This window comes from Actinokineospora sp. NBRC 105648 (genome assembly GCF_030269645.1).
GTDB lineage: Bacteria > Actinomycetota > Actinomycetes > Mycobacteriales > Pseudonocardiaceae > Actinokineospora.
On the sequence record NZ_BSTR01000004.1, the window covers coordinates 163,222 to 177,053 of the forward strand.

Consider the following 13,832-nt stretch of genomic DNA (forward strand, 5'->3'; position numbering starts at 1 on the left):
CGTGGCCGACGACAGCACCGAGCTGACCGGGGCCCCGACCGGGGCCCCGGTCGTGCACGAGCGGGCCGACGCCGCACGCAACCGCAGGCGCATCCTGACCGCCGCCCGCAGGCTCTTCGGCCAGCGCGGCGTCGACACGGTCACCATGGACCAGATCGCCTCGGCGGCAGGCGTCGGCAAGGGGACGCTGTTCCGCCGCTTCGGCGACAAGTCCGGCCTGGCCGCAGCCCTGCTCGACGAGGGCGAGCGCGAACTGCGCGAGCAGGTGGCGCGGGGGCCCGCGCCGCTGGGTCCGGGGGCCGCGCCCGCCGAACGCGTGCGGGCGTTCTTCGACGCCTACCTGACCTTCCTGGCCAACCACCTGGACCTGGTGCACCTGGCCGAGACGGCGCGCCCCGGCGCCCGCTACCGGATCACCGCCTACCGGTACTGGCACCGCCACGTCGCGGGGCTGCTGGCCGACGCCCGGTTGCCCGCCGACGGCGACGCCCTCGCGCACGTGCTGCTCGCCGCCGTCGCCGCCGACCTGCAGCGCGCGCTGCGCGAGGAGGTGCCCGCCGAGCGGATGCGGCGCAGTGTGCTGCTTGTGATCGACGCCGCAGTGGCCGCCCCGGTCGGGGCGGGAACAAGCGGCCCAGGTCCCTCGTTGTGGGTGCAGGAAGGTTGAGCGGGTAGGGCTCAAGTCTGAAAACTGAGTCCGGTAGGCTCAACTTCACCAGCCCGGCCCCCAGTGGGCCGAGAACCACAGGCAGCAACACAGCAGGAGGAAGAAATGGCGCGAGCGGTCGGCATCGACCTGGGGACGACCAACTCCGTCGTCGCCGTCCTCGAAGGCGGTGAACCGACGGTTATCGCCAACTCCGAGGGTTCCCGGACCACCCCGTCCATCGTGGCCTTCGCCAAGAACGGCGAGGTCCTGGTCGGTCAGCCCGCCAAGAACCAGGCTGTCACCAACGTGGACCGCACGGTCCGCTCGGTGAAGCGGCACATCGGCACCGACTGGAAGACCGAGATCGACGGCAAGGGCTACACCGCGCAGGAGATCAGCGCCCGCGTGCTGATGAAGCTCAAGCGCGACGCGGAGGCCTACCTCGGCGAGACGATCACCGACGCGGTGATCACCGTCCCGGCCTACTTCGAGGACGCCCAGCGGCAGGCCACCAAGGAGGCCGGGCAGATCGCGGGCCTCAACGTGCTGCGGATCGTGAACGAGCCGACCGCGGCGGCGCTGGCCTACGGCCTGGACAAGGGCGCCAAGGAGCAGACCATCCTGGTCTTCGACCTCGGCGGCGGCACCTTCGACGTCTCGCTGCTCGAGATCGGCGACGGCGTCGTGGAGGTCCGCGCCACCAGTGGTGACAACCACCTCGGCGGCGACGACTGGGACCAGCGCATCGTCGACTGGCTGGTGGAGAAGTTCAAGGCCTCCAACGGCATCGACCTCACCAAGGACAAGATGGCGCTGCAGCGCATCCGCGAGGCGGCCGAGAAGGCGAAGATCGAGCTGTCCAGCTCGAACAGCGCCAACATCAACCTGCCCTACATCACCGTCGACGGCGACAAGAACCCGCTGTTCCTCGACGAGAACCTGACCCGCGCGGAGTTCCAGCGGATCACCGCCGACCTGCTCGACCGCACCCGCACCCCGTTCAACAACGTGGTCAAGGACGCGGGCGTCTCGGTCGGCGAGATCGACCACGTGGTGCTCGTGGGTGGTTCCACCCGGATGCCCGCGGTGGCCGAGCTGGTCAAGGAGCTCACCGGCGGCCGCGAGGCCAACAAGGGCGTCAACCCCGACGAGGTCGTCGCGGTCGGTGCCGCGCTGCAGGCGGGCGTGCTCAAGGGCGAGGTCAAGGACGTCCTGCTGCTCGACGTGACCCCGCTGTCGCTGGGCATCGAGACCAAGGGCGGGGTGTTCACCAAGCTCATCGAGCGCAACACCACCATCCCGACCAAGCGCTCGGAGATCTTCTCCACCGCCGACGACAACCAGACCACCGTGGGCATCCAGGTGTTCCAGGGCGAGCGCGACTTCGCCCAGGACAACAAGAAGCTGGGCACCTTCGACCTGACCGGTCTGCCGCCCGCTCCCCGGGGCGTGCCGCAGGTGGAGGTCACCTTCGACATCGACGCGAACGGCATCGTGCACGTCAACGCGAAGGACCTGGGCACCGGCAAGGAGCAGTCGATGACGATCACCGGCGGCTCGGCGCTGCCCAAGGACGACATCGAGCGGATGGTCAAGGACGCCGAGGCGCACGCCGACGAGGACAAGAAGCGCCGGGACGAGGCCGAGGTCCGCAACCAGGCCGAGACCCTGGTCTACCAGACCGAGAAGTTCGTCAAGGACAACGACGAGAAGCTCCCGGCCGAGGCCAAGGAGAAGGTCAACGCCGCGATCGCCGAGGCCACCGAGGCGCTCAAGGGCACCGACATCGCGCCGATCAAGGCCGCGATGGAGAAGCTGGCCACCGAGTCGCAGGCCATGGGCTCGGCGCTCTACGCCAACACCGGCGCCGACGCCGCGGGTGCGGGTGCCGACGGTTCGGCGCAGGCCAAGGCCGACGGCGCCGACGACGTGGTGGACGCCGAGATCGTCGACGAGGACAAGAAGTGACCGAGCAGCACAGCGCTGACCGGCTCGCCGAGGACCAGACCGGCGACGAGCCGCGCGCCGAGCGCGAGACCGGTCCGGTCGTCGAGGTCGAGGAGGAGGTGCCCGCCGCGGCGGGCACCCACGCCCCCTCCACCCCGGAGGCCGAGGTCGGCGGCAGGCACGCCGCCGAGGAGCCCGAGCTCGACCCGTCCGCGGTGTTCAAGGCCCAGCTCGACGAGCGCACCGCGGACCTGCAGCGGCTGCAGGCCGAGTACGCCAACTACCGCAAGCGGGTCGACCGCGACCGCGAGGCGGTGGTGTCCTCGGCCAAGGCCCAGGTCGTCACCGACCTGCTGTCCGTGCTCGACGACGTCGAGCGGGCCGGCGCGCACGGCGACCTCACCGGCGCGTTCAAGGCGGTGGCCGAGAAGCTGATCGGCTCGTTGCAGAAGGCCGGGCTGGAGCCGTTCGGCCACGAGGGCGAGCCGTTCGACCCGTCGGTGCACGAGGCCGTGCAGCACAACACCTCCACCGATGTCGACGGACCGACGGTGACCGGCGTGCTGCGCCGGGGCTACCGGTTCGGCGACCGGGTCGTGCGGGCCGCGCTGGTCGCGGTCACCGACGCGGAGCAGGCCCCGGCGGCACCCGCCGACGAGCAGAACTGAGCGAGGGGAGGGGACGTCCGGTGAGTGCCAGGGACTGGATCGACAAGGACTTCTATCGCGAGCTGGGCGTCTCCTCCGACGCCTCGGACGCGGAGGTCAAGAAGGCCTACCGCAAGCTCGCCCGCGAGCTGCACCCGGACGCCAACCCGGGCAACGCCGACGCCGAGGCCCGGTTCAAGTCGGTCTCCGAGGCCTACGGCGTGCTCGGCGACCCGGACAAGCGCAAGCAGTACGACGAGGCGCGCAGCATGTTCGGCTCCGGCGGCTTCCGGCCGGGGGGCTTCGGGGGCGGCGGCGGTAGCGGCTTCGACTTCGGCGACATGTTCAACGGCCAGCCCGGTTTCGGCGGCGCCCAGGGCGGCGCGGCCGGTGGCGGGCTCGGCGACCTGTTCGGCAACCTGTTCAACCGCGCCCGCGGCGGCGGCGCCGGTGGGGCCACCCGGCCCAAGCGCGGGTCGGACGTGGAGACCGAGGTCCGCATCGACTTCGTCGAGGCGGTCAAGGGCGCCACCGTGCCGCTGCGGTTGTCCAGTCCGTCCACATGCGACACCTGCCACGGCTCGGGGGCCCGGCCGGGCAGCACCCCCAAGACCTGCGCCGCCTGCGGTGGTGTGGGTCTGGTCAGCCGCAGCCAGGGCGCGTTCGCCTTCAGCGAGCCGTGCCGCGACTGCCGCGGCACCGGCCGCATCGTCGAGGACCCGTGCCCCGACTGCGCGGGCGAGGGCGTCAACACCAAGACCCGCACGCTCACCGTCCGCATCCCGGCCGGGGTCGAGGACGACCAGCGCATCCGCCTCGCGGGCCAGGGCGAACCAGGTCGCCAGGGCGCCGCGGCGGGCGACCTGTACGTGCGCGTGCACGTCACCGCGCACCCGGTGTTCGGCCGCAACGGCAACGACCTGACCCTCACCGTGCCGGTCACCTTCGTCGAGCTGGCCCTCGGCACGACCCTCACGGTGCCCACCCTCGACGGTGTGGTGTCGCTGAACGTGGCCCCCGGCACGGCTTCCGGAAAGGTCCTGCGCGTGCGCGGCAAGGGCGTCGCCAAGCGCGACGGCCAGGTCGGGCACCTGATGGTCACCCTGCAGGTCGCCGTCCCGGCCGTGCTGAGCGCCGAGGCGAAGGCCGCGCTGGAGGCCTACGCCGCGGCCACCGCCGACCACGACCCGCGGCCGGAGCTGACCGCCGTCGTGCAGAAGGCGAGGCAGTCGTCATGAACCCGTTCCCGCCGGGCGCCGACGAGGACACCCCCGTCTTCGTCATCTCGGTGGCCGCCCAGCTCTCCGGCCTGCACGCCCAGACCCTGCGCAGCTACGACCGCCAGGGTCTGGTCTCCCCCGGCCGGACCCCCGGCGGCGGCAGGCGCTACTCGGTCCGCGACATCGCCCTGCTGCGCGAGGTCCAGCGCCTCTCCCAGGAGGCGGGCGTCAACCTGGCGGGCATCAAGCGCATCATCGAGCTCGAGAACGAGGTCGACGCCCTGCGCGGCCGGATCGACGAGCTCACCGAGCAGCTGGCGGCGGCCTACGTGGCCGCCGAACAGGCCGCGGCCGCCATCCACAAGTCCTACCGCCACGACCTCGTCCCGGTCCGCCAGCAGACCGCCCTCGTCGTCTGGCGCCCCCAGAAACGCGGCTGAAAGCCGGAACGCTGGATCCCCACCGCCCACCATCCCAACCGGGCCGCGGGCAGCAAGCCGCCCGCCTGCCGGGATTGGCCGCGCGCCGCATCGCCGACCCTCTGTCCAGACAATGCCCGGTTCTTCCAGGCCGTGATCGACCTCGCCACCCGCCCACTCTGACCTTGAAGAGACGGCCTGGCCACTTGCAGCAGGGCCCGTTCTCGGCGCCACTCCCTCTGCGCGCCCAATGCCGTCAGGCGACGCAGAACTCGTTGGCCTCGGGATCGTGCATGACGACGTGGCCGAGTTCTCCCCCGTAGGACTCCTCGCGCACCGCTGTCGCGCCCGCGGCCACGAGTTCGGCCACCTTCGCGCGGATCAGCCGTTCCCGTTCGGCCATGTCCCACGGTGGTTCCCCGGCCACCCGGATGTCGATGTGCACCCGGTTCTTCGCCGTCTTCGCCTCGGGGACCCGCAGGAAACCGATCGCAGGTCCCTTGCCGTCCGGGTCGACGATCGACGCGCCGTCCGGGTCGTCGTAGCCCGGTTCGGGTATCCCAGCGCGCGCGCCCAGAACGCGGCGAGCCGGTGGGGGTCCGCCGCGTCGCAGCCGAGGGTCCAGTGCACGGCGCCGGGATCAGTCCAGGCTGAATGGGTCGTAGGTGATGCGGTCCAGCGGGGTGCCCGCGACGAGCATCCGGGACACCGTCGAGCGGATCATCCCGGGTGAGCCCGCCACCAGCACGTCCCGGTCCGGCCAGGCGCCGTAGCGGGTGACGATGTCGGCCAGTGTGCCGTGCTCCACCCCGTAGGCGTCCGGGTCGGACTCCAGCACGGGGGTGACGGTCAACCACGGGTTCGTCACCGCGACGTTCTGCAGGTGCGGCAGGTCGTAGAGGTCCGCGCGGACCCGGCCGCCGGTGAACAGGTGCACGTGCGGGTTGTCGCCCCACTGGGCCAGGTCGTCGATGATCGAGCGCATCGGCGCGACACCGGTGCCGCCGGCGATCATCAGCACGTCGCGGCCGCTCGCGCGGTCGACGCCGATGCGGCCCATCGGCGGGCCGAGCCGCCAGCGGTCGCCGACCTTGGCGTGCGCGACGATCGAGCGGCTGACCCAACCGTTCTCCACGCCGCGGATGTGGAACTCGATCACGCCGTCCGGACTGGGGGCGTTGGCCGGGGTGAAGTACCGCCACAGCCGCGGCCGCTGCGGGACCTCGACGCTGAGGTACTGACCCGGCTTGTAGACCAGCGGGTAGTCCGGCCGCACCCGCACCACCGCCAGGTCCCAGCCGAGCCGCTCGTGGTCGACGACCTGGGCGGGCCAGGACGCCGGGCCGTCGTCGGCGGCCGCGGCGTCCAGCATCGCCCGGGCCATGATCGTGTACGCCTCGGCCCAGGCGCGCTCCACCTCGTCGCTCCAGGCATCGCCCGCGAAGCGCTTGACGGCGGCGATCAGCGCCATGCCGACGGCCTCGTAGTGCGAGCTGATCACGCCGAACTTGCGGTGGTCGCGGCCGAGTTGGCGCAGGAACGGCACCAGGTCCTCGGGGCGGTCGACCATCTGCACCACGTGCACCAGCGCGCGCAGCAGCCGGGACCGCTGGACCTGCATGTTGGCCGGGAACATCTCCCGGGCGCTGGGCTCGATGCTGAACAGCATCCCGTAGAAGAACTGGCCGACCTGGTCCGCCTGCGGCTCGACGACCGCGAAGCTGTCCCGGACGAGGCGCACCATCGCACTGACGGCGGTGGGGGACTCGTGTCGGGGCTGCGAGGTCGGGATGGGACTCACAACTGCGTTGGCTGTCATGATCGGGGGGTCGACTCCACCTCTCGGGCGCCCGTTAAGGCTGTCACCACGGTACTCGCGCATCCATCCCCCGACGGAGTGGACAGTAGACGCAAAATTGGCGCTTGAGCGCCTTGATCACACCTTTGTGTCAATCGCGGTAACGCTTCGTGCAGGCCAATCCGTCCAATGGGGTACATCGTACGTGCGGGCTACGCGTCCGGGCTGTTCTCGTGGAACGGTGTCCGGCGTGTCCATCGACCCCCTTCCCCCCGCGGGCGCCGACCTGTTGCGGCTCGAGTTCGCCGAGGTCCCGCCCGCCGCCGCGCACGCCACCGGACCGCGTGAGCCCGCCGGAGCGGACGCGGGCGGCCTGGTCCTCGACCGGCTCACCGCCCCGATGATCGAACTGGTGCACCGGATGGAGCTGGCCTACGTCGCCACCGCCGACGCCGAGGGCGCCTGCGACTCCGGCCTGCGGGCCGGTCCACCGGGCTTCATCCAGGTGCTCGACGACCGGCACCTCGCCTACGCCGAGTTCGACGCGCCCGCGAGCCTGGACAACATCGGGGAGAACCCGCACGTGGGCATCCTGCTGGTCGACGCGGCCAAGGCCGTGCAGGTCAACGGCCGGGCCACGGTCCTGGGCGAGGCCGAGCTGCCCAACCGGGTCGGCGCCCGGCACTGGGTGCTGGTCGAGGTCGAGGAGGCCTACCTGCACCGCCGCGCGGCCGGGCGCCGGCCCGCGCACACTCCCGCGGGCTAGGACTCCGGTGGGCTGGGCTCCCCCTGCCGGGGATGTCCGGTTAGCGTTCCGCACGCGGGGGTCGAGAAAGGGACGCAGGGTTGGCGGACGCGGACGACCGCGAGGCGGCGGCGCAGGACCTGGAGCGGGAGCTGTCGAAGCTCTTCGGCCGGGCGCGCAGTCTCTCGCTCACCTTGGCGGCACGGGTGCACCCCGGGCTGGACGGCGCCTCCTACGCCCTCCTGGTCCACCTGAGCGGCATCGGGCCGGTGCGGGCCGCCGACGTGGTCGAGCGCACCGGGCTGGACAAGTCCACCGTCAGCAGGCAGATCGCCCGGCTGGCGCAACTGGACCTGGTCGAGCGGGTGCCCGACCCGTCCGACGGCCGCGCCCGGCTGGTCCAGCTGACCGAGACCGGTGCCGCCCGGCTGACGAAGGTGCGCGAGGACCGCCGCGTGCAGCTGCGCGCGAAGTTCACCGACTGGTCCGCCGCCGACATCCACCAGTTCTCCCGCCTGCTGGGCCGGTTCAACGCGGACCTCTGACCGGGCGTGCGTGCCGAGGCGCGGTGATCACGGCGCCGGTCGCCCCGGCGCTGGTTGCCGCCTTCGGCTGCCGACTCGGGGCCGGCAGCGTTGATCTTCAGGCGTGGCTGGTCGCCGCGGAGCGCGGCCCGCCCGAGTCGCCCGCACCGGCCCCGACCAGCGAAGATGTGACCGGTGTCTCGTTGCCCGTCGTTAACCCGCGGCGGGTCCCTCGCGGCGACCGCGATCCGTGATCGAATTGGCGCAGGTCACCACCCGTGAAGCCCAAACACGAGTGGGTGACTGATGTTGTCCACCGGCCTGTGGATAAGGACCTGGGCATTGTGGATAAGTGGATTACTTGTGTGGATAGCACGATTGCGACATGTGGGTGACCACCCGATCGGGTGGTCCTGCTCGGCCTCAGCTCTCGGTGGAGTGGTCGTACGTCTGCTGTTCACCTGATCCGTGATCGCGGGCACCAGTTCGGACTTGAGCGGAACTCGCTCAACTTTGCTGACGTTGACCCGGTAGACAGTGCGGCGACCCGAGGTGGGAGATGGACGCGTTCAACCCGACGACCAAGACTCAGCAGGCGATCTCCGCGGCCGCGCAGGCCGCGTCCGGGGCCGGGAACCCCGACATCCGACCGGTTCACCTGCTCGGTGCGCTGCTGGCCCAGACCGACGGCATCGCCGTCCCGCTGCTCACCGCCGTCGGCGCCGACCCGGACGTGGTCCGCAAGGACCTGGAGCCGCTCGGCCGCGGCCTGCCGTCGGCCACCGGCGCCACGGTGTCCTCCCCCGGCCTCTCCCAGCAGGCGCTGCGGGCGATCACCAACGCCCAGAAGCTGGCCACCGAGATGGGCGACGAGTACGTCTCCACCGAGCACCTGCTGGTCGGCCTGTCCGCCGAGGGCGGTGACGTCGCCGACCTGCTCAAGCGGCACGGCGCCACCCCGGACGCGCTGCGCGAGGCGTTCGCCCGGGTCCGCGGTTCGGCCCGGGTGTCGAGCCCCGACCCGGAGGGCACCTACCAGGCGCTGGAGAAGTACGGCGTCGACCTCACCGAGCGGGCCCGCAAGGGCGAGCTGGACCCGGTGATCGGCCGCGACAGCGAGATCCGGCGGGTCGTGCAGGTGCTCTCCCGCCGCACCAAGAACAACCCGGTGCTCATCGGCGAGCCCGGGGTCGGCAAGACCGCCATCGTCGAGGGCCTGGCCCAGCGGATCATCGCCGGGGACGTGCCCGAGTCGCTGCGCGGCAAGCGCGTGGTGTCCCTCGACCTGGGCTCGATGGTCGCCGGGGCGAAGTTCCGCGGCGAGTTCGAGGAGCGGCTCAAGGCCGTGCTCAAGGAGATCACCGACTCCGCGGGCCAGGTGGTCACCTTCATCGACGAGCTGCACACCATCGTCGGCGCCGGCGCCACCGGCGAGGGCGCGATGGACGCGGGCAACATGATCAAGCCGATGCTGGCCCGCGGCGAGCTGCGGATGGTCGGCGCGACCACCCTCGACGAGTACCGCCAGCACATCGAGAAGGACGCCGCGCTGGAGCGCCGCTTCCAGCAGGTGCTGGTCGGCGAGCCCTCGGTCGAGGACACCATCGGCATCCTGCGCGGTCTCAAGGAGCGCTACGAGGTCCACCACGGCGTGCGGATCACCGACACCGCCCTGGTGGCCGCGGCTACCCTGTCCGACCGCTACATCACCGCCCGGTTCCTGCCGGACAAGGCCATCGACCTGGTCGACGAGGCCGCGTCCCGGCTGCGGATGGAGATCGACTCGCGGCCGGTGGAGATCGACGGGGTCGAGCGGGCCGTGCGCAGGCTGGAGATCGAGGAGATGGCGCTGGCCAAGGAGGACGACGCCGCCTCCCGGGACCGGCTGGCCGCGCTGCGCGCCGAGCTGGCCGAGAAGCGCGAGCAGCTGGCCGCGCTCACCGCCCGCTGGCAGAACGAGAAGGGCTCGATCGACCGGGTCCGCGAGCTCAAGGAGCAGCTGGAGTCGCTGCGCGGGGAGTCCGAGCGGGCCGAGCGCGACGCCGACCTCGGCCGGGCCGCCGAGCTGCGCTACGGGCGCATCCCGGCGCTGGAGAAGCAGCTGGCGGCGGCCACCGCGGCCACCAGCACCCCGACCGGCGAGGCGGTGATGCTCAAGGAGGAGGTCGGCCCGGACGACGTGGCCGAGGTCGTCTCGGCGTGGACCGGCATCCCGGCGGGCAGGCTGCTCGAGGGCGAGACGCAGAAGCTGCTGCGGATGGAGGAGGCGCTCGCCGGGCGGGTCGTCGGCCAGGCCGAGGCGGTGCGGGTGGTCTCCGACGCGGTGCGCCGGGCCCGCGCGGGCGTGGCCGACCCGGACCGCCCGACCGGCTCGTTCCTGTTCCTCGGACCCACCGGCGTCGGCAAGACCGAGCTGGCCAAGGCGCTGGCCGCGTTCCTCTTCGACGACGAGCGGGCGATGATCCGGATCGACATGAGCGAGTACTCCGAGAAGCACTCGGTGGCCCGCCTGGTCGGTGCCCCGCCCGGCTACGTCGGCTACGACCAGGGCGGCCAGCTGACCGAGTCGGTGCGCCGCCGCCCGTACAGCGTGGTGCTGCTCGACGAGGTGGAGAAGGCGCACCAGGACGTCTTCGACGTGCTGCTGCAGGTCCTCGACGACGGCAGGCTCACCGACGGCCAGGGCCGCACGGTCGACTTCCGCAACACCATCCTGGTGCTCACCTCGAACCTGGGCTCGCAGTCGATCACCGACCCGTCGCTGGACGACCGCGGCAGGCACGACGCGGTGATGGCGGTCGTGCAGCGGCACTTCAAGCCCGAGTTCCTCAACCGGCTCGACGACGTGGTGGTCTTCCACGCGCTGGCCACCGAGGAGCTCACCGCGATCGTCGACATCCAGGTGGCCAGGCTCGGCCAGCGGCTGGCCCAGCGCAGGCTCACCCTGCTGGTCAGCACCGGCGCGCGGGACTGGCTGGCGCTCAACGGGTTCGACCCGGTCTACGGCGCCCGCCCGCTGCGGCGGCTGGTGTCCTCGGCGATCGGCGACCAGCTGGCCAAGTCGCTGCTCAGCGGCGAGATCCGCGACGGCGACACGGTCGAGGTCGACCTCGCCGACGACAACTCGGGCCTCACCGTCCGGCGCGCGGGCTGACCGGCCGCGGGAGGCCCGCCCGGCGCTCCACGTGATCATCTCGGCGCCCCGGTTCCGCGACACAGGGGCCGGGGCGCCCCCGTGATCTTGAACAAGCCGCGATGACGACTACGCTGCCCCACGTGGGCATCCCCGCGTGGGTCTGGTTCGTCATCGCGGTCGTCGCAGCAGTCGCGGGCGGCCTGTTCTTGCTGCGCGATCGAGCGCTGCTCACCTCGCGCAACCGGGAGCGCCGCCGGTGGGCGGCCCTGCGCGGCTGGCAGTTCGCCGAGTCCGACCCGCAGCTGCCGTCGCAGTGGAGCGGCGGCGCCGTGGCCTACTACGGCGACGGCGTGGCCAGGGACGTGGTGGCGGGCTCGACCTTCACCGCCGACGGCAGGCGCAAGGTCTACGTCTTCGACCTGGAGGCCGGTGGCCGGGTCAACGTGGTGATCGCCGCGGTGCAGTGCCGCCGGGTGCACCCGGTCGTGCTGGAGCTGTGGGTGCCGAGCACCCCGTTCCAGCGCGAGCACATGCCCGAGCTGCTCGGCCCGGTCGGCCAGCGCTACGCCTTCGTCTCCGACATCGCCGCCGCCCGGGCGCTGATCACCCCGGACCTGGTCGACGCCACCGAGGAGATCGGCCAGGACATCGCGGTCGCCTGGATCGAGGCGGGCTGGGTGCTGGCCGCCGCCGCGCCCTCGTCCAGCCCGTCCCGGCTGGAGCGGCTGCTGCGCGGCATCGGCGAGATCGCCGACGTGGTCGACCCGTTCGACACCGAGGAGGCCGCGGTCGCCGCCGAGCCCTCGGCCGAGGCGGGCAGCAAGCCGGGCTCCACGGACTCCTGACCCGGAGTCCTCTCTGACCGGGAGTCCTCTCAGCGTCCGGCCGCGCTGCGCCCCAGTTCGGTCTGGCCGTGCCGCACGCTGCGGCCGTCCCGGCGCGTCGTCACGAAGCCCGCCGCGCGCAGGACGCTCGCGTGCTCGGACGCGGTGGCCGGGCTGACGCCGAGCCGGTCGGCCAGCTCACCGGTCGTGCGTTCGACCGCCAGCTCGCGCAGCACCGCGGCCCGGGTCCGGCCGAGCAGGTCGGCGAGCGGGTCGCCCTCCGGGGCCGGGGCGGTCAGCCGCAACGGGTCGCGGGCCGGGTAGACGATGAAGCAGGCCGCGGGCTCGACCAGGATCCGGGGCCTGCCGCGCAGGAACACCGACGGGACCACCCACACGTCGTGCCCGGCGAGGGTGATCTCCAGGTCGGGTCCGGGCAGTTCGAGGACCGGGCTGCGCCACCGGACCCCCGGGTGCAGCGACTCCAGCAGGCCGACCACGCCGCCGCGGGCCAGCACCGCCGCGCGGTGGGCCAGGTCGTCCGCGACGATCCGGCGCACCACCGGCAGGTCCTCGGCGAACGCGCGGTGGTAGCGGGCGAGCGCCGCGGTGACCGCCCTGCGCACGTCCCGGTCGCCGCGCCCCAGCGGGCCCGGTCGGCCGACCGCGGCCAGGTCGACGGCCAGCCGGGCGGTGGGCACCGACTCGATCCGGTCCGCCAGCCGGGCCGGGTCGTCGGTCCGCATGATCATGAACAGCGGCGGGTTGTAGTCCGGCAGCAGGTCCAGCAGCGGCGGCACCGCGCGCTGGTCGAGCCTGCTGACGAGCCGCTCGCGCCAGGGGGCGAAGACCGGGGTCGGCCGGGCCAGCAGCGGGATGCTGAACACCGCCTCGACCATGTCCGCGACCCCGGTGGGCGGCACCCTGGTCCGGACGAGCTCGTCGACACCGAACCGGATGCGCACCATCGCCCTGGATGGTCCCACCTTTCGGCCTCCGCCGAAAGGATGGCCCCGGACCGCTGGTGTTTGCCACGATCGGGGCAGCCCGCCGCGGGGTGGGGGGTCTTCGCGGCGGGCGTTCTCAACTCCACCCAAACGGTTCCGGTGGTGATTACCTATTAGTAGGTTTGGTGCCATGCCAACTGCGCTCATCACCGGTGCCACCGCGGGTATCGGCGCGGCCTTCGCCCGCAGGCTCGCCGCCGACGGGTACGACCTGGTCATCGTCGCCCGCACCACCGAGCGGCTCAAGGAGGTCGCCGCGGAGTTGGCCGCGGCGCACGGGGTGCGGGTGCAGACCCTGACCGCCGACCTGTCGACCACCCGGGCGCGCAAGCGGGTCGAGGCGCGGCTCGCCGACCAGGAGCGCCCGGTCGACCTGCTGGTCAACAACGCGGGCTTCGGCACCCGCGGCGCGTTCGCCGAGGCCGATGTGGACTGGCTGCAGAACCAGCTCGACGTCAACGTCACCAGCGTGCTGCGGCTCACCCGGGCCGCGCTGCCCGGGATGATCGCCCGCGGCCACGGCGGGGTGATCAACGTCTCCAGCATCGCGGGCTTCTTCCCGGTCACCGGACCGTCCTACGGGGCCACCAAGGCCTACGTGACCGCGCTGTCCGAGGGGCTCGCCGCGAACCTCGCGGGCACCGGCGTGCGGGTGGTCGCGCTGTGCCCCGGGTTCACCCGCACGGAGTTCCACGACCGGGCGGGCGACGACATGTCCACCCTGCCCGGTTTCCTCTGGCTGCAGGCCGACCGGGTGGTCGCCGACGCCCTCGACGACCTGCGGCACAACCGGTCCCGCTCGGTGCCGGGCGCACCGTACAAGGCACTGCTCGGCGTGACCAAGCTCCTGCCCCGCGGGCTGCTGCGTTTCCTGGGGAAGCGGGCCGCCGCGGGCCGCGACCGAGGTTAGGCTCCC

12 protein-coding genes and 1 pseudogene are annotated in these 13,832 nt (G+C 72.4%); 10 read left to right on the plus strand and 3 right to left on the minus strand.

The features are described 5' to 3' along the window. Window position 1: 1 nt before the first annotated feature. The 5 genes from QSK30_RS05660 to QSK30_RS05680 all read left to right on the plus strand — a co-directional run bounded on the left by QSK30_RS05660 (window position 2) and on the right by QSK30_RS05680 (window position 4,903). The gene (locus tag QSK30_RS05660) at window positions 2-667 is read left to right on the plus strand and encodes a TetR/AcrR family transcriptional regulator (RefSeq protein WP_285500122.1); all 666 of its coding nucleotides are present in this window, start codon (window positions 2-4) and stop codon (window positions 665-667) included. A 105-nt stretch (window positions 668-772) separates the two neighbouring features. Then, window positions 773-2,617 carry a molecular chaperone DnaK gene (gene dnaK / locus QSK30_RS05665; RefSeq protein ID WP_285500124.1) on the plus strand — a complete coding sequence of 615 codons (1,845 nt, stop codon included), beginning with the start codon at window positions 773-775 and terminating at the stop codon, window positions 2,615-2,617. Further along, a complete protein-coding gene (gene grpE / locus QSK30_RS05670; RefSeq protein WP_285500126.1) occupies window positions 2,614-3,264 on the plus strand; it encodes a nucleotide exchange factor GrpE in 651 nt (216 codons plus the stop codon). Before dnaK ends, grpE begins: the two co-directional genes overlap by 4 nt. Before the next feature lie 20 nt (window positions 3,265-3,284). Then, window positions 3,285-4,481: a molecular chaperone DnaJ gene (gene dnaJ / locus QSK30_RS05675; RefSeq protein WP_285500128.1), complete on the plus strand. Its 1,197-nt coding sequence runs from the start codon at window positions 3,285-3,287 to the stop codon at window positions 4,479-4,481. Beyond that, the gene (locus QSK30_RS05680; RefSeq protein WP_285500130.1) at window positions 4,478-4,903 is read left to right on the plus strand and encodes a heat shock protein transcriptional repressor HspR; all 426 of its coding nucleotides are present in this window, start codon (window positions 4,478-4,480) and stop codon (window positions 4,901-4,903) included. Before dnaJ ends, QSK30_RS05680 begins: the two co-directional genes overlap by 4 nt. Before the next feature lie 235 nt (window positions 4,904-5,138). On the opposite strand, the pseudogene QSK30_RS05685 reads toward QSK30_RS05680, so the two are convergent. Both QSK30_RS05685 and QSK30_RS05695 read right to left on the minus strand, forming a co-directional pair. After that, window positions 5,139-5,512 (minus strand): annotated as a pseudogene (locus tag QSK30_RS05685) (VOC family protein). Between the two features lie 10 nt (window positions 5,513-5,522). Continuing rightward, a complete protein-coding gene (locus tag QSK30_RS05695) occupies window positions 5,523-6,626 on the minus strand; it encodes an FAD-binding oxidoreductase (RefSeq protein WP_285500133.1) in 1,104 nt (367 codons plus the stop codon). 304 nt (window positions 6,627-6,930) lie between these two features. Here QSK30_RS05695 and QSK30_RS05700 point away from each other — a divergent pair, with 304 nt between their 5' ends. From QSK30_RS05700 to QSK30_RS05715, 4 genes are all read left to right on the plus strand, one after another. After that, a complete protein-coding gene (locus QSK30_RS05700) occupies window positions 6,931-7,446 on the plus strand; it encodes a pyridoxamine 5'-phosphate oxidase family protein (RefSeq protein WP_285500134.1) in 516 nt (171 codons plus the stop codon). Window positions 7,447-7,526: 80 nt separating this feature from the next. Continuing rightward, window positions 7,527-7,970: a MarR family winged helix-turn-helix transcriptional regulator gene (locus QSK30_RS05705; RefSeq protein WP_285500135.1), complete on the plus strand. Its 444-nt coding sequence runs from the start codon at window positions 7,527-7,529 to the stop codon at window positions 7,968-7,970. 538 nt (window positions 7,971-8,508) lie between these two features. Further along, window positions 8,509-11,103: an ATP-dependent chaperone ClpB gene (clpB, locus tag QSK30_RS05710; RefSeq protein WP_285500136.1), complete on the plus strand. Its 2,595-nt coding sequence runs from the start codon at window positions 8,509-8,511 to the stop codon at window positions 11,101-11,103. 122 nt (window positions 11,104-11,225) lie between these two features. Beyond that, complete coding sequence (locus QSK30_RS05715; protein ID WP_285500137.1) at window positions 11,226-11,930, plus strand: TtfA family protein; 705 nt, start codon at window positions 11,226-11,228, stop codon at window positions 11,928-11,930. Window positions 11,931-11,959: 29 nt separating this feature from the next. Here the strand turns inward: QSK30_RS05715 and QSK30_RS05720 are convergent, their stop codons facing one another. Continuing rightward, on the minus strand, window positions 11,960-12,877 hold the full coding sequence (locus tag QSK30_RS05720; protein ID WP_285500138.1) for an ArsR/SmtB family transcription factor: 918 nt from the start codon (window positions 12,875-12,877) through the stop codon (window positions 11,960-11,962). Window positions 12,878-13,046: 169 nt separating this feature from the next. Here QSK30_RS05720 and QSK30_RS05725 point away from each other — a divergent pair, with 169 nt between their 5' ends. After that, window positions 13,047-13,826, plus strand: a complete 780-nt coding sequence (locus QSK30_RS05725) for an SDR family NAD(P)-dependent oxidoreductase (RefSeq protein ID WP_285500139.1) — start codon at window positions 13,047-13,049, stop codon at window positions 13,824-13,826. Window positions 13,827-13,832: the final 6 nt, after the last annotated feature.

Coding starts and splice junctions, on each gene's coding strand:
- QSK30_RS05680 (WP_285500130.1), top strand. CDS start 4,478: ATGAACCCGTTCCCGCCGGGCGCCGACGAGGACACCCCCGTCTTCGTC.
- QSK30_RS05695 (WP_285500133.1), bottom strand. CDS start 6,626: ATGGTGCGCCTCGTCCGGGACAGCTTCGCGGTCGTCGAGCCGCAGGCG.
- QSK30_RS05725 (WP_285500139.1), top strand. CDS start 13,047: ATGCCAACTGCGCTCATCACCGGTGCCACCGCGGGTATCGGCGCGGCC.
- dnaK (WP_285500124.1), top strand. CDS start 773: ATGGCGCGAGCGGTCGGCATCGACCTGGGGACGACCAACTCCGTCGTC.
- QSK30_RS05720 (WP_285500138.1), bottom strand. CDS start 12,877: ATGGTGCGCATCCGGTTCGGTGTCGACGAGCTCGTCCGGACCAGGGTG.
- clpB (WP_285500136.1), top strand. CDS start 8,509: ATGGACGCGTTCAACCCGACGACCAAGACTCAGCAGGCGATCTCCGCG.